This is a genomic window from Winogradskyella poriferorum, assembly GCF_036553625.1.
Taxonomy (GTDB): domain Bacteria; phylum Bacteroidota; class Bacteroidia; order Flavobacteriales; family Flavobacteriaceae; genus Winogradskyella; species Winogradskyella poriferorum.
Genome location: NZ_JAZHOU010000002.1, coordinates 616,293 through 632,878 on the forward strand (window position 1 = coordinate 616,293; position 16,586 = coordinate 632,878).

At 32.3% G+C, this 16,586-nt stretch carries 19 protein-coding genes; 13 read left to right on the forward strand and 6 right to left on the reverse strand.

The window, feature by feature from the left end; all coding sequences use genetic code 11:
- Nucleotides 1-8 precede the first annotated feature (8 nt).
- On the forward strand, nt 9-902 hold the full coding sequence (locus V1468_RS08975) for a DUF72 domain-containing protein (RefSeq protein WP_331809900.1): 894 nt from the start codon (nt 9-11) through the stop codon (nt 900-902).
- Between the two features lie 48 nt (nt 903-950).
- On the forward strand, nt 951-1,343 hold the full coding sequence (locus V1468_RS08980; protein WP_331809901.1) for an acyl-CoA thioesterase: 393 nt from the start codon (nt 951-953) through the stop codon (nt 1,341-1,343).
- Here the strand turns inward: V1468_RS08980 and V1468_RS08985 are convergent.
- Together V1468_RS08985 and V1468_RS08990 are read right to left on the reverse strand one after the other, a co-directional pair.
- A complete protein-coding gene (locus V1468_RS08985; protein ID WP_331809902.1) occupies nt 1,340-2,578 on the reverse strand; it encodes a mechanosensitive ion channel family protein in 1,239 nt (412 codons plus the stop codon). The two genes, V1468_RS08980 and V1468_RS08985, sit on opposite strands and share 4 nt — an antisense overlap.
- A complete protein-coding gene (locus tag V1468_RS08990; RefSeq protein ID WP_331809903.1) occupies nt 2,571-2,864 on the reverse strand; it encodes a DUF3817 domain-containing protein in 294 nt (97 codons plus the stop codon). The genes V1468_RS08985 and V1468_RS08990 overlap by 8 nt, the downstream gene beginning before the upstream one ends.
- A 167-nt stretch (nt 2,865-3,031) precedes the next feature.
- On the opposite strand from V1468_RS08990, the gene V1468_RS08995 reads away from it, so the two are divergent.
- From V1468_RS08995 to V1468_RS09010, 4 genes are all read left to right on the forward strand, one after another.
- A complete protein-coding gene (locus tag V1468_RS08995) occupies nt 3,032-3,487 on the forward strand; it encodes a DUF4251 domain-containing protein (protein WP_331809904.1) in 456 nt (151 codons plus the stop codon).
- 145 nt (nt 3,488-3,632) lie between these two features.
- Nucleotides 3,633-4,193, forward strand: a complete 561-nt coding sequence (locus V1468_RS09000) for a fasciclin domain-containing protein (RefSeq protein ID WP_331809905.1) — start codon at nt 3,633-3,635, stop codon at nt 4,191-4,193.
- A gap of 119 nt (nt 4,194-4,312) precedes the next feature.
- Nucleotides 4,313-4,792: a GyrI-like domain-containing protein gene (locus V1468_RS09005; RefSeq protein ID WP_331809906.1), complete on the forward strand. Its 480-nt coding sequence runs from the start codon at nt 4,313-4,315 to the stop codon at nt 4,790-4,792.
- Nucleotides 4,785-5,720 (forward strand): hypothetical protein, encoded by a 936-nt coding sequence (locus V1468_RS09010; protein WP_331809907.1) that lies wholly within the window; start codon nt 4,785-4,787, stop codon nt 5,718-5,720. Before V1468_RS09005 ends, V1468_RS09010 begins: the two co-directional genes overlap by 8 nt.
- Nucleotides 5,721-5,724: 4 nt before the next feature.
- On the opposite strand, the gene V1468_RS09015 is transcribed toward V1468_RS09010, so the two are convergent.
- Together V1468_RS09015 and V1468_RS09020 are read right to left on the reverse strand one after the other, a co-directional pair.
- Nucleotides 5,725-7,947 (reverse strand): type IA DNA topoisomerase, encoded by a 2,223-nt coding sequence (locus V1468_RS09015; protein ID WP_331809908.1) that lies wholly within the window; start codon nt 7,945-7,947, stop codon nt 5,725-5,727.
- A gap of 21 nt (nt 7,948-7,968) precedes the next feature.
- Nucleotides 7,969-8,901: a peptidoglycan DD-metalloendopeptidase family protein gene (locus tag V1468_RS09020; protein WP_331809909.1), complete on the reverse strand. Its 933-nt coding sequence runs from the start codon at nt 8,899-8,901 to the stop codon at nt 7,969-7,971.
- 157 nt (nt 8,902-9,058) lie between these two features.
- On the opposite strand from V1468_RS09020, the gene V1468_RS09025 reads away from it, so the two are divergent.
- The 4 genes from V1468_RS09025 to V1468_RS09040 all read left to right on the forward strand — a co-directional run bounded on the left by V1468_RS09025 (nt 9,059) and on the right by V1468_RS09040 (nt 13,101).
- Nucleotides 9,059-10,612: a DEAD/DEAH box helicase gene (locus V1468_RS09025; protein WP_331809910.1), complete on the forward strand. Its 1,554-nt coding sequence runs from the start codon at nt 9,059-9,061 to the stop codon at nt 10,610-10,612.
- 6 nt (nt 10,613-10,618) lie between these two features.
- Entirely contained in the window at nt 10,619-11,341 is a 723-nt protein-coding gene (locus V1468_RS09030) for a hypothetical protein (protein WP_331809911.1), read from the forward strand.
- A gap of 138 nt (nt 11,342-11,479) precedes the next feature.
- The gene (locus V1468_RS09035; RefSeq protein WP_331809912.1) at nt 11,480-11,851 is read left to right on the forward strand and encodes a hypothetical protein; all 372 of its coding nucleotides are present in this window, start codon (nt 11,480-11,482) and stop codon (nt 11,849-11,851) included.
- Nucleotides 11,852-12,045: 194 nt separating this feature from the next.
- On the forward strand, nt 12,046-13,101 hold the full coding sequence (locus tag V1468_RS09040) for an NAD(P)-dependent alcohol dehydrogenase (RefSeq protein ID WP_331809913.1): 1,056 nt from the start codon (nt 12,046-12,048) through the stop codon (nt 13,099-13,101).
- A gap of 53 nt (nt 13,102-13,154) precedes the next feature.
- Here the strand turns inward: V1468_RS09040 and V1468_RS09045 are convergent, their stop codons facing one another.
- Together V1468_RS09045 and V1468_RS09050 are read right to left on the reverse strand one after the other, a co-directional pair.
- The gene (locus V1468_RS09045; RefSeq protein WP_331809914.1) at nt 13,155-13,598 is read right to left on the reverse strand and encodes a hypothetical protein; all 444 of its coding nucleotides are present in this window, start codon (nt 13,596-13,598) and stop codon (nt 13,155-13,157) included.
- Nucleotide 13,599: 1 nt separating this feature from the next.
- Nucleotides 13,600-13,902 (reverse strand): HPF/RaiA family ribosome-associated protein, encoded by a 303-nt coding sequence (locus tag V1468_RS09050; protein ID WP_331809915.1) that lies wholly within the window; start codon nt 13,900-13,902, stop codon nt 13,600-13,602.
- 150 nt (nt 13,903-14,052) lie between these two features.
- Between V1468_RS09050 and V1468_RS09055 the strand changes: the two genes are divergently transcribed.
- The 3 genes from V1468_RS09055 to V1468_RS09065 all read left to right on the forward strand — a co-directional run bounded on the left by V1468_RS09055 (nt 14,053) and on the right by V1468_RS09065 (nt 16,533).
- Nucleotides 14,053-14,514, forward strand: coding sequence for a DUF2452 domain-containing protein (locus V1468_RS09055; RefSeq protein WP_331809916.1), 462 nt, complete (start codon nt 14,053-14,055; stop codon nt 14,512-14,514).
- Nucleotides 14,515-14,598: 84 nt separating this feature from the next.
- Entirely contained in the window at nt 14,599-15,894 is a 1,296-nt protein-coding gene (locus V1468_RS09060) for a GAF domain-containing sensor histidine kinase (RefSeq protein WP_331809917.1), read from the forward strand.
- 69 nt (nt 15,895-15,963) lie between these two features.
- Entirely contained in the window at nt 15,964-16,533 is a 570-nt protein-coding gene (locus tag V1468_RS09065; RefSeq protein WP_331809918.1) for a DUF4251 domain-containing protein, read from the forward strand.
- Nucleotides 16,534-16,586 lie beyond the last annotated feature (53 nt).

Consider the following 16,586-nt stretch of genomic DNA (forward strand, 5'->3'; position numbering starts at 1 on the left):
CTGATTTTATGAAATTCGGAAGTGTTGACCATCCAGAAGAAATAGATTTTACTCTGCCAAAAGATCATCCAGACACGATAAAAACACTGCAAAAAAATCCTTCAGACCATACACAAGTGTTTGTTGGTTGTGCTAAGTGGAACAAGGCAGATTTAAAAGGATTCTACCCAAGAGGAACAAAAGACGAGTTAGAGTATTATTCGCGTCAGTTTAATTCTATTGAGCTCAACGCAACGTTTTATAGAATTTTTCCACCAGAGCAATTTGAAAAATGGTACGATAAAACACCTGCTGATTTTAAATTCTTTCCAAAGCTAAATCAAGAAGTTAGCCATTGGAAACGTCTAAATGATGATGTAGCTCCTGTTGTAGACAATTACCTTTACAGTGCGGTTAACCTCAAAGAAAAGTTAGGTTGTATCTTTTTACAGATGCATAACAATTTTGCACCAAAAGACTTTGATCGTGTGATAAATTTTGTTGAAGGTTGGCCAAAAGAAATTCCGTTAGCTGTAGAGTTTAGACATACCGATTGGTACAATGACAAAGCCATTGCAGAAGATTTGTATCAACTTTTAGAGGCAAACAACGTTTCAAATATTATTGTAGATAGTGCCGGACGACGCGATATTATGCACATGCGTTTAACTAATTCCAGAGCATTTGTACGCTATGTTGGTGCAAATCACCCAAGTGATTATACACGTTTAGATGATTGGGTAGAGCGACTAAAGTATTGGAAAGATAATGGTCTTGAGCATATCAACTTTTTTGTTCATCAAAATATTGAAAAAGAATCGCCATTACTTTCAGCATATTTTATAAAAAAGCTAAATGCTGAATTAGGAACAGATTTAAAGATTCCTAATGAAGATACTGACGGACAACAAAAATTATTATAGACTATATTAAAACGAAAAGTATACTATATACTATTAATTACTTAAAACATGAGATTCCACACACGAAAATGGGTAAAACCCGAAGATTTAAATCCTAATAGCACACTTTTTGGAGGTCAACTTTTGGCATGGATAGACGAAGAAGTGGCCTTGTATACTGTTATTCAGTTAGAAAATCCTAAAGTGGTTACCAAATATATGTCTGAGATTAACTTTATGGCTTCAGCTAAGAAAGGTGACATAATTGAAATTGGAATTGAGGTTATAAAATTTGGTAAAACATCATTAACAGTGAAGTCTGAGGTCCGTAATAAAATGACCAGAGAAACCATACTCACCATAGATAAAATTATTATGGTAAATCTTGGTCCAGATGGCAAGCCAAAACCTCATGGTAAAACAGAAGTAGAATTTGTAAAGGACAGACTAGAAAACAATTAGTTTCCGTGGGTCAGTGTGAGTTCGTAGATTTCTAAATCAAAATACTTTACAGAGGCTAATACGTGGTCAAAAACATCGCCAATGATGTATTCGTAATTTTCCCAGCGAATATCACTACTAAAAGCATAAATTTCCATAGGAATGCCTTGAGGAGTTGGCTCTAGTTGACGGACCATTAAAGTCATATCTTTGTTAATAGCAGAATGGTTATCCATGTAAGTTTGAAGGTACTTTCTAAAAACACCAAAATTTGTAAGGTTTCTTCCATTAATTAAAATAGATTTATCAACACCTTTTTCGGTATTAAACTTCTTTATTTCTTTAGAGCGTTGTTCTATATAATTAGATATTAACTCAATGTTCTTAAAACGTTCGATATCCTCATCAGATAAAAACTTAATGGTAGAAGCTTTAATAATTACAGATCGCTTTATACGTCTACCACCAGAATTCATCATTCCTCGCCAGTTTTTAAACGAGTCAGATATCAGTGCATAAGTAGGAATAGTAGTTATCGTTTTATCCCAATTCTGAACCTTTACTGTGGCTAAATTAATCTCTATAACATCTCCATCTGCACCATACTTTTCAAACGTTATCCAGTCACCTATACGAACCATGTCATTAATAGTAACTTGAATACTTGCCACAAAGCCAAGAATAGTGTCTTTAAAAATCAATAGAATTACTGCAGAAGCTGTTCCCAGAGAAATAGCAAATTTTATAAACGTAACACCAGTAAGAATAGAGAAAATAGCAAAGATGCCTAGTATCCATGCAAAGATCATAAATACCTGTATGTAGCTATCTATAGGTTTGTCCTTATAACGAGGTAGTGTTTTAAGGTAATCTTTTATTGAATTAAAGAAACTTCTAATAATCCTTAAAGTCAATAAAATAGCTATAATCTTTAGCGTTTTTTCAACTATATTTTCAAAATAGTCAAAGTCTGAAAATACATCTGGAACAAACTCAATAAGGATAATGAGAGGTATAATATGAGCAACATTTCTAGGTAGTTTGTTGCTTATCAATATGTTATCAAAGTTAGTTCTTGTGCGATTGGCAATTGTTGAAGAAAATTTCCAGAGAATACGTTTGGTAATGTAGTCTATAATAAAAGCTAGAATAAGTAATGCAACCAACAAACTCAACATGTTTAAGTATTGAGCTGTTTTGTCATGAACACCTTGTTCTATAAGCAAATCGTAAATAAAATGTCTAATACTAAGCATTTACCGATTTTAGATATTTTTTGTCAATGTAAAATGTACCGAAAGGAATGATAGAAGCAACTAGTACTATCATTAAAGTTTTACCATCCCATTTCATGTCTTTACTCATTAATACAGCCATAACCACGTAAGCAATAAATAAAAGACCATGTGGCATTCCTAACATTCTTACGTACTGAGGGTCATCAGCAAAATATTTTAGTGGTGTGGCTATAAAAAGCAATAAGATATAAGATACACCTTCTAAAAGCGCTACGATTCTAAATGTTGGTAATAATTTAGACATATATAAATTTTTATGCAAAAGTACTGTACAACTAAGATATAACCATAGCATTTTAACAGCTTTTAAGAATTAAAATATTGAGCTTATTTATTCATTATAATTGAATTAATCTTATTAAGAACCATATGAATTATAAATAGTATTATCTTAGAGCCAAAATAAGAATTATGAAGAAGCTATTTATACTTTGTTTATTGTTTGTATTAGCAATGCCATCTGTTGGTTTTTCTCAAAATCCTTTAACAAAAGAAGAAAAGGTACAGGCCATGTACGATTTAAATAAGAAATTGATTAAATCTCAAAATTTCAGTTTTATAGCCACTTGGGTTATTGGTGAAGATAATAGAAGTGAGGTTTCTGGAAATGAAAATACGATTACAATCAATGGCTCTAATATTTATGGTCCGCTTTCTACATTAGAGGCTGATAAGCCAATAATTTTAAAAGGTGGTTTGGAGAATTATACAGTGAATTTTAATGATGACACTCATGTGATTACTGTTAATTTTAAGATTGGATCATATACTGCTAAAATAGAGGTGAAGTCAACCGGAAACGCTTTCTTAGAACTTAATAATATGAATAGCGGTAAACAACTCACATATAAAGGAGGCATAAAGTAAAGCCTAATTATAATCTTCTAAAAGAAAGGCTATTATCTGTTAATGATGATAGCTTTTTTTATTTTATTCAATTTAAAAAAAAAAAATAAAACCCTACCTAACAAATCTTCGTAAGTAGAGAAACAATTCATTAAAACTTACAACTATGAAGATTAAAAATTTAATTCCAACATTGACATTCGCATTAGTAGTTTTGTTCCATACAAATGCTTTTGCACAAGACACAAAAATGGTAGGTGGTGCAGAAATGTATCCTACAAAAGATATCGTGTCTAATGCAGTAAACTCTAAAGATCATACAACTCTAGTTGCTGCGGTAAAAGCAGCAGGTTTAGTAGAAACCTTACAAGGAGATGGTCCTTTTACTGTTTTTGCACCTACAAATAGTGCATTTGAAAAACTACCAGAAGGAACAGTTTCTACACTACTTAAAAAAGAAAATAAAGAGAAATTACAGGCAGTATTAACATACCATGTTTTAGCAGGAAAATATAATGCAAAGGCTATTGCAAAAGCCATTAAAAAAAGTGATGGGAAAGCTGTATTTACAACAGTAAATGGATCTGAATTAACTGCTATGATGGATGGAGATAATATTGTTTTAAAAGATACATCTGGAAATACATCTACGGTTACCATTGCAGATGTTAACCAGTCTAACGGTGTTATACATGTTGTTGACACTGTTGTAATACCAAAAATGTAAAATATTAGGTTGATTGATTAGTTAGTTGGATTAGTGTTAGCTAGTGCTAATCCCAAAAGCGTAAGACAAATGTCTTACGCTTTTTTTTATACTTTTATGTTTTTGAAAAAGACGCTTAAATGACAATACAAATAGTTCAGGTTTCAGAGATGTTGGTTGTAGGTATTCCTGTTAACATGCAACGGCACGAAACTCATAAAATAAAGACTTTGTGGCAGCAGTTTTCTCCAAGAAAAGGTGAAATAGCTAACTTAGTTAATAGCAAGTCTATTGCCTTGCAAACGTTTAGCTTAGATCAAAAAGGAGAGCCAAATAAAGACTTTAATATGTGGGCTTGTGTAGAAGTATCTAACCTTTCTGCTGTGCCAAGCGATATGAAGGGTTATACAATACCAAAAGGGGAATACATAAAAGTACTTCATAAAGGCATGGATGCTGGCAAAACATATCAGCGAATAATAACAGAATGGTTACCAAATTCTGGATATACTATTGACCATAGACCACATTTTCAGGTGATGGGAGACAAATACAAAAATGGAAGTCCAGATTCTGAAGAGGATTTTTATATACCAGTAAAGAATGTGTCGAATGAGTAACGTTAAAATAATTGTTTTAGCTTTTTTGTTAATCTTAATTCCGAAAACTATTTCTAGTCAAGAAAATATATGTGATTGCTGCTCTTACTCGTCATTACAATACCAACAAGATTATGATGAAATATTTAATCCATCTTTGATGAAGTCGTATGGATTTAAAGAGGTTATGGTGAAAACAGAATCGAAGAGTGCCTTAGATTCAATTTATTCCAATAAATATCGTGAGATGAAGTTTAAATTTAATGATAATGGACTCGTTGTTTTAAAAACGCATTACAATCGAATGGGTAAACCACACTCAACATATGAGCTTAAAAGAAATAGATATGGAAAAGTATCTCAGCAAATTTTCAATTATATTGATAGTTTAGAACAAAAAGCTAGTTTTTTTAGTTCAGAAATAATTGATTATACATACGATACAAGAAAGAAGTTGATAAAAATAAAAGAAAGAGACTATAAAGGGGATATTTTACCAGACAAAAAAGCCAAGTATACTCAATTAAGGTATGATTCAAAGGATAGAATTATTAAAGTTATAAATCATAGAAACTATAATAATATATCATCATTTTCTATAACAGAATATGAGTATTCTAATGACTCATTAAGTTCAACATTTCAAATTATTAGAGATGAAAAGCTTAGTGCTTCAGGTAAAAATAAATATGATGATAATTGGAAAGAAGTATCTAGTACATTATATAATGAAGACTTAAAAAGTTACGCTTTTCAATATTATTATGAATATGATAATGATGAAAGGTTAATTAAATTTCAATCTATTTCTGGACCTGGTTCATTTAGTGAATGTCCTGAAAACGATAGTTTTATAGATATTTATACGTATGATATTAATGGTTTTCTATCAAGTATTGAACATAGATTTGCTGGAAATATATGCAAAATGACATTTGAGTATCAATAGTTATTTAAAAAGGCTTACGATAATCACAACCTGTTTTATAATTGCTACAACCAAAAGCCGTTTTTCCTTTTAGAATTTTACCAGTTTTACATTTTGGGCATGTATCACCAACTTTAATTTGAGGTTTAGGAGTTTGCTTAGGTTCTAGTTTAAGTTTAAAGTTATCATCAAATCGCAATAAGCCTTCAATTGATTTTCCATCAATTTTGAAACCTTTAAGATTAACCGTAGAGCCCTTGTCTAACAATCTTAAATATTGATTTTCAGATATCTTTTTATCACCAAATTTAAAAGGTAAAACAAAATCACAACTTTTTCCATAAAGGTTACAGCCATATGCTGATTTACCTTTAATTAATTGACCTTTTTGGCATTTAGGACATGTATAACCAGTAATTGCTTTAGTGCTTCCCTTAGTCTTAGATTTTGCTTTTTTAGTAGTAGGCTTATTGTTAACAGCAGAAATACGTGTTTCCACTTTTTCGCTTCGTACTTCGTAGACTAAAGCATCAACCATACGCTTCATTCCTTTAATAAACGTATTCGCGCTTATTTCGCCCTTTTCTATATCTTTTAATTGCTTTTCCCAAGTACCTGTTAGTTCTGCAGATTTTAATAATTCATTCTGAATTGTATCTATCAACTGAATTCCAGTAACTGTTGGTAAGATTTGCTTTTTGTTTCGCTTTATATATTTACGCTTAAAAAGGGTTTCAATAATATTAGCTCGTGTAGATGGTCTTCCTATGCCATTTTCTTTCATCAGATCTCGAAGTTCATCATCATCTACCTGCTTGCCTGCTGTTTCCATTGCACGTAGGAGAGAGGCTTCTGTATATTGTTTGGGAGGCTTGGTTTGTTTTTCTAAAAATGAAGGCTCGTGTGGTCCTTTTTCTCCTTTTGTAAAAGTAGGTAGAATAGATTCTCCTTTGGTTTTAGAGCCATCAGATTCAAACACAACACGCCAACCTTTTGATAAAATTTCCTTACCTGTTGTTTTAAAATTAACATCATCTGCTTTACCTATAACTGTTGTGTTAGACACCTTACAATCATCATAAAAAACAGCGATAAATCGCTTTACAATAATATCATAAACCTGCTGTTCTGCTGGTTGCAAATGTGTTTGCATTCCAGTGGGTATAATAGCATGGTGATCTGTAACTTTTTTGTCATTAAAAACCCTTGAAGATTTCTTTATCTTTTTATTTAAAATAGGTTGTGTAAGATTTGAGTAATCAGTCAGTTTAGATAAGATACCTTTAACCTTTGGGTAAATATCATCTGGTAAAAATGTAGTATCTACTCTAGGATAAGTAACTACCTTTTTTTCATAGAGTCGCTGTGCTATTTTTAAGGTGTCATCTGCTGAAAAACCAAACTTAGTATTGCAATACACCTGTAATCCTGTAAGATCAAAAAGTTTAGGTGCATATTCTGTACCTTTCTTTTTGGTAATAGACACTATCTCAAACTCATGTTCTTTTACTTTATTTGCTAATTTTTCGCCATCTTCCATTTTAAGGAAACGACCTTCTTCATAACTAAACAAAGTATCTCTGTATAAGGTTTGTAGTTCCCAATAAGGCTGTGGCACAAAGTTTTCGATTTCTTTATAGCGATTTACCAACATGGCAAGGGTAGGAGTTTGAACTCGTCCAACAGATAGTACTTGTTTGTAACCACCATGTTTTACAGTATATAGTCGAGTAGCATTAATGCCTAAAAGCCAATCTCCAATAGATCTAGAAAATCCTGCATAATAGAGGTTATCATAATCTTCAGCAGGTTTAAGATTTTCAAAACCTTCTTTTATAGCTTCTGTAGTAAGCGATGAAATCCACAAACGCTGAACTTTCCCTTTGTATTTAGCTTCATTAATAACCCAACGCTGAATCAATTCTCCTTCCTGGCCAGCATCACCACAGTTTATAACCACATCGGCTTTATCAAACAAATTCTTTACAATGTTGAACTGCTTTTTTATGCCTTTATCATCCGATACTTTAACCTTAAATTTTTCAGGAAGCATCGGTAAATTGTTAAGATCCCAACTTTTCCAATACGGTTTATAGTCACTAGGTTCGCAAAGTGTGCAAAGATGTCCAAAAGTATAGGTTACAGCATAACCATTACCTTCAAAATAGCCGTCGCGTTTGGTTGTGGCACCAAGAACAGAAGCAATTTCTCTTGCAACACTAGGTTTTTCGGCAATGCAAACTTTCAAAATAAAATGTATTTAATGCAGCTAGAGCTCTAAAATTAATTTCTGACCAATTTTTAAAGTCGAGGTACGTTTTATCTTATTGGTTCTGCAAATGGCAGCAATACTTGTGCGATTACGTTGAGAAATACGAGATAAAGTGTCTCCTTTTCTCACCACATAAACCTTACGCTGCTTCTCAAGACTTGCTAACGCGTCTTCTTTAGTTTCAAAAAGTGCAAGTTTTGACAATTTTCTGGAGCTATGATAACTTGGTCTGGTCCATTTTCGGGTTACCCAAATATTCTGGGAACGTATTGTATTGGTGTCATCAAAATTGAATAAATAATCAGGATGAATATATTCTCCTCGATAACTCGTAACCAAATGTAAGTGACTACCTCTTGAGCGACCTGTATTACCACCTTTACCTAAATATTGTCCTTTAGATATGGTATCGTTAGCCTTAACTGCTATGTGAGATAAATGTGCATACGTTGTTTCTAATCCGTTGTAATGTCTAATAACAACGGTTTTTCCATGACCACTACTATAACGCGCAAAACGCACAATACCATCTAATACGGAAACGACAGAATCACCTGTAACCAAATCTATATCAATACCTTTATGAGGTCTTCCGCGTCTCCAGCCATAACGAGACGTTACAACTTTTGGATGCGAAACAGGAGAGGAGTAGGTACTGTCTTTAAATGTAAGTTCTAGAGGAAACTCGGTAACAACATTTCTATAAGGATTATAAACCGTAGTATCCCAATACTCAGCTTTTATATCTATAACTTCTGTGTCTTCTGAAGACGAATTGCTTTCAATTGGGATTTCAACTTCTTTAATAATGAAGCTTTTTCCATCAACAGTTGGCATTTTTAACTTTATTGAATTGTTTTGAGAGTCTTCCTGCGCAAAAGTTATGCATGCACTAAACAAAAATCCAATGCAAAAAAGTCTGTATTTCATGTATTTATAAGAAATTTTATATTTAATTTTTTATAACGGTGACGTAAAAATAATATTGTTTATCAGATTACATTTGGGAGGCTTCAGAATTTATTAACAGCTATTGTAGAAAAGTATCGTAAATTTGCACTTTCCTTAAAAAAAATTAAATCCATTTATGTCTGACACAAATCAAGCTGTTCAAGAAAAAAAAACCGACAAAGAATTATACGATTATCAACAAGGAGCGATAAGCCAAATTTTTGAAAAATTTGATAATGCTCCTGATGATTACCACTTACTATATCAGTTACCTACAGGAGGTGGAAAAACGGTTATCTTTTCTGAAATGGTGCGCCAATACCTTAAAAACCATGACAAGAAAGTCTTGGTGATGACGCATCGTATTGAGCTTTGTAATCAGACATCTAAAATGCTGACTAGTTTTGGTGTTACCAACAAGGTGGTGAACAGTAAAGCGAATTTAGATGACCAGGCAGAATACTCATGTTTTGTGGCAATGGTTGAAACGCTGAATAACCGTTTGAATGATGACAAACTAGACATTTCAGATGTTGGTTTAGTAATTATAGATGAGGCGCATTACAATTCGTTTACCAAACTGTTTAAGTTTTTTGAAAACTCATTTATTCTCGGTGTTACTGCAACACCATTGAGTTCTAATAAAGAACTTCCAATGAAAAAGAACTATGATGAGCTTATTACTGGTGAAACTATAGAAAATCTTATAGAAAATGAATTCCTAGCACGTTGTGAGACGTATGCCTATGATATGGGCTTAACATCGCTTGAGGTAGGCTCTAACGGAGATTATACAGTAAAATCTTCTGAAGATTTATACACCAGTCCTGCAATGCTTCAAAAAACAGTCGATGCTTACAAAAAGCATTCGTTAGGGAAGAAGACCTTAATATTTAATAATGGTATCAATACTTCAATAAGTGTGTATTATGCGTTTAGAGAAGCAGGATTACCAATTATGCACTTAGACAATACAGCAACCAAGAAGCAGCGTAAACAGATTTTAGATTGGTTTCATGAAACACCTAATGCTATTTTAACGTCAGTAAGTATTTTAACTACTGGTTTTGATGAACCTACAATAGATACTATTATCTTAAACAGAGCTACAAAATCATTAACCTTGTACTACCAGATGATTGGTCGTGGCTCTCGTATTTTAAACAACAAAGAGAAGTTTACGGTCATAGATCTTGGTAATAACTTATACCGCTTTGGTCCTTGGGGAGCAGATTTAGATTGGCAATTAATTTTTAAATCGCCGAACTGGTACACGGATCGTATTAAGGACGATGAGGCTATTGAGGCTACTTTTAAGCACGATTTAGATGACGAAATTAAGGATGAGTTTTCTAAATCTGAAAACACCTATTTTGACATAAGACAAACCTACAAGGACGCTGTTACTGCTGGTGAATCTTCAAAAGTTGTATTGGAGCGCTCAATAGAGCATCATGCCAAAATATGTATAGAAAACAGTGAGGATGTTTATGATGCTTTGGCTTTAGCAAAATTGCTTAAAGACGATATTAATCAACGTATCGAAATCTATGCAAAATGTATAAGCAAAAGCACTCATAATTTCTTAAAATGGTTAAAGGATGATTACCAAAAGAAATTAAATTCGTATCTACGTACTAACTTTGATGAAAAGTTTGAAGAAATTCATGGTTATCCACCAGAAGATTAAAAGTATATGAGAATTTTTAATATCTCTAGATTCAAAATGCTTAAAAACCAACGTTTAAAGAATTATGTGCTTTATGCTTTTGGTGAAATTATTTTGGTTGTCTTGGGTATTTTAATTGCGCTTAAGGTAAATAACAACAATCTTCAAAATCAAAAACAGCAACAGGTTTTAAGCTCTGCAAATAGAGTACTAGAGCTAATGCAAAAGGATGATTCCGATATTAATGGAGTTCTTAATCATTGGGCTAATGTCGAAAAAACTATTGATACGGTTTTAGTAATAACCAAAGCTAATGAGCCTATTATTAATTGTGAGTCTTGCTTAGACTTACTTTTAAGCATTAAACTTCCTGAGTTAGATGATGAAATTGTACAATTAATTTCTAATGAAGACTTATCAAATTCTGAATTAGACAACATCTTGAAAGCTATTGCAAAGGATTATAAAAGCATATTAATCACAGCAAATTTCTACAAAGAGTCATCAACAGAAGTTTTAAAAGATCACCTTAATCATTTAAAAGAAAACTATTCTTGGTTTGCACAATATTTATACAACGGAATATGTGATGAAGCGTGCCAAGAATATCATAATAATAGCTCAGATTACAGAAATAAAGTGGCTTATCTAAACTTTATTCTTTATGATAGTTACCAATATGATTTATTACTTTTTAAGGATAGATTAAAAAAACATATATTAAAATTAAAGTCTGAGTTAAGTATTTGATATAAAGTATTTTAATGGGATTATTTAATCTTTTAATTTACTGTTAAAGTTAGTCAAATGATGTTAAGGTCTCTTAAATTATTTGACATCAGCCATAATGTTAGTTATATTATTGTAAATCAAAATATTACAAGACATATGAAAACTTTACTATCAATATTTTTTATAACATTTTCAATACTAGGTTTTTCTCAAGACCCAATAATTCAAAGTAATAATGAAACGTTAGAATCTGTAGCTACGAGTATTACCGACAAGTATAACGATGAGTTAGCCCTTGATGCCAAACAGTTTATGTTGTTTCAAAAAAAGGTGGAAGAATTTTTAATCAGAGAAGAAAAAATCCATCAAGACTATGAAGGAGAAGAAAAGCTAAACAAGTTGTATAAATTGCGTAAGGCCGAAACATTAGAGATGAGAAATGTTCTTACTAAACCACAATTTAATTTATACAAACGATTAAAACCCCAAATTCAGCCTTTAGCAGTAATTGAAACTGAAAAATCTTAACTAAAACTAAACACTAATTTTAAAGAGATAGCTTTTATAAAGTTGTCTCTTTATTTTTTATAAAAATATCAGGATGGTAACTCAACCATCATTGGTCTAGAGATATAAGATAAAAAACTAATATCACCGAAAATATTACGTAAATTTATAACAAGATTTTACAAAAGATATAACTACTATATACCAAGAAAAACATGAAAACAAAACAAGTAAAAGCCTACGGAACTCAATCACCTGAAGCAGATTTAAAAGAACTAAACATAGATAGAAGAGAAGTGCTTGCGAGCGATGTAGAAATTGATATTTTATATTGTGGTGTATGCCATTCAGATTTGCATTTTGCACGTAATGATTGGGGAATGACACAATATCCAGTTGTACCTGGTCATGAGATTGTTGGTAAGGTCACCAAGGTAGGTGATGCAGTCTCTAATCATAAGGTAGGTGATATTGTTGCTGTTGGTTGTATGGTAGATTCCTGCAGAACCTGCGATAGTTGTAAAAATGATCTTGAGCAATATTGCCCAGATTGGGTAGGAACTTATGGTGGTTTTGATAAGCATTTAGAAACCAATACTCATGGTGGCTACTCAGAAACCATAGTGGTAGATCAAGATTTTGTTTTAACCGTACCAGAACACTTAGATTTAGCTGGTGTGGCACCAGTGCTTTGTGCTGGGATTACAACTTGGTCTCCATTGCGTCATTGGAATGTTAACAAAGACAGTAAAGTCGCTGTTGTTGGGTTGGGTGGTTTAGGACACATGGCACTAAAATTAGCGCATGCATTAGGTGCACATGTAACATTGTTTTCAAGATCAACAAACAAAATTGAAGATGCCAAAGCACTAGGCGCACACGACGTTATAATTTCAACAGACGACGCTCAGATGGAAAAGGCTATGGGACAATTTGATCTTATTTTAGATACTGTACCTTATGAACATGATTTTAATCCATATATCAGCACTTTAAAAACTAATGGTACATTGGTTGTTTTAGGTTATTTAGGACCGTTAGATCCACCTCTAGTTACTGTGCCAATGATTATGGGACGAAAATCTATAGCAGGATCTCTTATTGGAGGTATTGCAGAAACACAAGAACTTCTCGATTTTTGTGGTAAGCACAATATTACTTCCGATATAGAAGTAGTTAACATACAAGACATTAATACTGCTTATGAGCGTATGCTAAAAAGTGACGTAAAGTATCGTTTTGTCATTGATATGAAATCACTTAAGAATTAGTATATCATTATTTGGAATAAAAAAACCTCAGATTTTATTCTGAGGTTTTTTAGTTATATAAATTGTTCGTTTTTCGTTTGCCGTTTGGTTGTTGGCGATTCTGTATGCATTGTTTTTTCGAGACCAGCAGAATCTACATTAAAGAAATTAAGTAATTCAGTGTATCTTTCAATATGTATTACAGTCTTGTCTTCCATCACTACAGCACCTATCATAGCTTTTGGATACTGAGCCAAAATCTTTACTAAACTCTCTTCTGAATAGTCGGAGGTTTCATCAAAATCTTCTATTTGTTGTAAATCAATAAATGATTTTAAAGAAGTATCTAATTTCTCAGCAATATCATGCCATATTGTATCAGAAGGCATAGTTTTGCAAATATCAATAGCATGTACATCCTTTTTTGTAGCTTCTAATAAAGCTTCTAATTGAGCACTAAATTGGGTGCCACTTGCATATATACAGTTAATCAATCCTTTTTTATTCTCTATAATCATATTAATAAGTTTTCATGGTTTCTTTTCGTTTTGAAAGCTGACGTTGTAATTCTTCAACACATTCACTTACAGCATCTCTAAAATTAGATTTTGAAGCTTCTGCAAAAAGTCTTGGTCCAGGCGCACTGAGACGTATACCTGCAATCATGCCTGTATCAACACTTGTTGTATTTTCAGTTTTAAAAAACACATCTGCTCTAATTACAAATTCGTTGCGGTCAAATATTTTGGTCAATTTTTTCTCAGTGTAATCTTCTAAACTGTCACTTTTTGTAACATCGTGATATTCATAAATGATCTTCATATATTCTCTTTTTGGTTTCTTTTAATTTAATCTAAAAACTCTTTAAAAGCAAGGGCTTTAATAGTATTTTAAGAAAATGAACCTAAATGTTAAGGCTATTGTAAATTAAAAATTGGTCTATAACAAAATCTTAAAAATGAGTATTTTTGTATGGCTATGACGCAAAAAGAAAAAAACACAAATTCAGATAAAAAACCAGACTTAGTAGTCTTCGATGAGGAAAAGCAACGTTATGATGCTGCATTTAGACCATATGCAACTAGTGTTGGTGCACCTCAGATAACGTTTCCAAATAATGGAACTTGGAAGAGTTCTCAGATATACAAGGCAAACAAACATCTTAAGGCTAAGTATGAGGCCATTAAAGCTGAGTATGATGAGTTGTTAAAAGTAATGGAGTATAATGAGTTGGTAACCAATGCCAAGTTCACATTTGAACCTCTAATAGGTGAGACATATCATTTATACAATAACTCAAAGCAAGAACCATTTCTTTCTATTATAGAACCCAACAGTTGTAATTTTGAGTATTTAGGTAGTTTCCGCTTAACATCAGATTACCTTTGGGAAAAGGTTACACATCAAAATGGGTCTTCAGTCGCTAATACCTAAGTACAGCACTGTATTTTCTTTAAAATTTATTTTTAAAAATAAAGGATATATAGTACTTTGTTCAATCGAACAAAGTCTTTAACTATGCCTTTACAAAAAGATGAAATCATTCAACGACAGCTACGGTTTCAAGAGCTGTTAATTAGTATTTCCACAACTTACATTAATGCAGATATATCAGATATAGATCAACTTATTCATAAATCACTGAAGCAAATAGGTGAGTTTGTTGAGTCTGACCGTAGTTACATCTTTTCTTACGATTTTGTAAATAACACCACAACAAATACATACGAATGGTGCGCTGATGGCATTACACCAGAGATTGATAACCTTAAGGATGTTCCTGTAGATTTTATTCCGCAGTGGTTAGAAGCGCATCGTAAAGGTGAAGCATTTTGGGTAGAAGATGTTAGTGCATTACCAGATGATGGAGAATTAGGACTTAAAGCTATATTAGAACCTCAAGGCATTAAAAGTTTAATCACCATTCCTAAGTTTAAGAAAGATGAACTTATTGGTTTTATTGGTTTTGATTCAGTAAAGAAACTCAATAAATATAACGATAACGAAAAAGAGATTCTTTTTGTTTATGCCAACATGCTGGTGAATCTTAGACAACGTAAAGAGTACGAAGAGCGTATAAAAGAGCAAGAGGCTAAAAAACAAGAACTTTTAGAACACTTATCGCAGCAAAACAAATCATTAAATGAATATGCGCACGTGGTGTCTCACGATCTTAAAGCACCACTTATTAATATTCACACCTTGGTGAGTTGGTTTATGGATGATAATAAGGATAAAATCACAGACAAAGAGTTTTATCCTCTACAGCAAGTTCTGTTTAACGTAGAGAAGATGGATTTGCTTATTAAGGGTATTTTAGACTATTCTACCATAGACCGAATAGATACAGGAGATAGTTTAGTAGACCTAAATGTAGCTATAAACGAAGTCTTACAAACCTTACTCATACCAGAGCACATTACAATTAATGTTCAAGAAGGTTTGCCAACTTTATTTGGTAATACTTGGAGGTTTAAACAAGTGTTTCAAAATCTTATTCAAAATGCAGTAAAATATAGTGATAAAGATGGTGGAAGGGTAGATTTTGGTTACACCGAAAACGAAGAAAACTATCAGTTTTTTGTAAAAGACAATGGTGTTGGTATTAACCCTAATTACTTCCACAAGATTTTTAAAATCTTTACGAAGCTAGAAAGTACAGGATCATCATCTGGTATTGGTTTATCTATTGTAGAAAAAATTGTAAAATTTTATAAGGGTAATATTTGGGTTGAGAGCGAAGAAGGTGTAGGTGCTACATTTTATGTAACCCTTCCAAAATCTGTAGTTTCTAAAGAAGTAGAAGAAGCATAGAAAGCTATAGCTAAAAGGATGTTAATGTTCTGGTAATCGTGCTATTCATTAGTTATCTTTAGAATAGTTATGAAAAATCATGTTTTTATAAGGTTTCTTTGGTTAATACTCTTAAGTACTTTTATCGTAGTGTCTTGCAAATCTTCAGAGTCTACAGTCGAAAGTAGACAGGCACTTAATGAGCTTGAGGCTATACTCAATAGTAAAAATTTTAAAATAGATGTCAACACCGTTTTACCATTCAATACTGCTGCTACAACACAAGTCTTAAATCAACTTATGCGTAATACAGGTAATACTGCCAACCACATTTCTGTAAGTGGCTACGATATTACATTTAAAAATGATAGCATTTCGGGACAATTACCATACTACGGAGAACAGCAAATAAGCAGTGGAAATTACAATGGTCGTTTAGGTATTGAGTTCAATGACATACCACAAGACTTTAGTATGACCAAGCACAAAAATAAAGATGCATACATTATAAAGTTTAATATAGATGACATAGAAAATACATCTGAAAACCTCCGAATTATTATCACATTATTTTCTAATAAAGCAACAAATATCAATGTTACCACATCATACCGAACCAATATTGGATACAGAGGACAATTAGTTGATATCGAAGAGTAGCTAACAAGAAAACATTCTGAAAAATTTTAATTCAAATTTGAAAAACTATTTTT

Excerpts from the sequence above, each read along its gene's own strand:
- V1468_RS08975 (WP_331809900.1), top strand. The coding sequence starts at position 9 with ATGAAATTCGGAAGTGTTGACCATCCAGAAGAAATAGATTTTACTCTG.
- V1468_RS08980 (WP_331809901.1), top strand. The coding sequence starts at position 951 with ATGAGATTCCACACACGAAAATGGGTAAAACCCGAAGATTTAAATCCT.
- V1468_RS08985 (WP_331809902.1), bottom strand. The coding sequence starts at position 2,578 with ATGCTTAGTATTAGACATTTTATTTACGATTTGCTTATAGAACAAGGT.
- V1468_RS08990 (WP_331809903.1), bottom strand. The coding sequence starts at position 2,864 with ATGTCTAAATTATTACCAACATTTAGAATCGTAGCGCTTTTAGAAGGT.
- V1468_RS08995 (WP_331809904.1), top strand. The coding sequence starts at position 3,032 with ATGAAGAAGCTATTTATACTTTGTTTATTGTTTGTATTAGCAATGCCA.
- V1468_RS09000 (WP_331809905.1), top strand. The coding sequence starts at position 3,633 with ATGAAGATTAAAAATTTAATTCCAACATTGACATTCGCATTAGTAGTT.
- V1468_RS09005 (WP_331809906.1), top strand. The coding sequence starts at position 4,313 with ATGACAATACAAATAGTTCAGGTTTCAGAGATGTTGGTTGTAGGTATT.
- V1468_RS09010 (WP_331809907.1), top strand. The coding sequence starts at position 4,785 with ATGAGTAACGTTAAAATAATTGTTTTAGCTTTTTTGTTAATCTTAATT.
- V1468_RS09020 (WP_331809909.1), bottom strand. The coding sequence starts at position 8,901 with ATGAAATACAGACTTTTTTGCATTGGATTTTTGTTTAGTGCATGCATA.
- V1468_RS09025 (WP_331809910.1), top strand. The coding sequence starts at position 9,059 with ATGTCTGACACAAATCAAGCTGTTCAAGAAAAAAAAACCGACAAAGAA.
- V1468_RS09030 (WP_331809911.1), top strand. The coding sequence starts at position 10,619 with ATGAGAATTTTTAATATCTCTAGATTCAAAATGCTTAAAAACCAACGT.
- V1468_RS09035 (WP_331809912.1), top strand. The coding sequence starts at position 11,480 with ATGAAAACTTTACTATCAATATTTTTTATAACATTTTCAATACTAGGT.
- V1468_RS09040 (WP_331809913.1), top strand. The coding sequence starts at position 12,046 with ATGAAAACAAAACAAGTAAAAGCCTACGGAACTCAATCACCTGAAGCA.
- V1468_RS09045 (WP_331809914.1), bottom strand. The coding sequence starts at position 13,598 with ATGATTATAGAGAATAAAAAAGGATTGATTAACTGTATATATGCAAGT.
- V1468_RS09050 (WP_331809915.1), bottom strand. The coding sequence starts at position 13,902 with ATGAAGATCATTTATGAATATCACGATGTTACAAAAAGTGACAGTTTA.
- V1468_RS09055 (WP_331809916.1), top strand. The coding sequence starts at position 14,053 with ATGGCTATGACGCAAAAAGAAAAAAACACAAATTCAGATAAAAAACCA.
- V1468_RS09060 (WP_331809917.1), top strand. The coding sequence starts at position 14,599 with ATGCCTTTACAAAAAGATGAAATCATTCAACGACAGCTACGGTTTCAA.
- V1468_RS09065 (WP_331809918.1), top strand. The coding sequence starts at position 15,964 with ATGAAAAATCATGTTTTTATAAGGTTTCTTTGGTTAATACTCTTAAGT.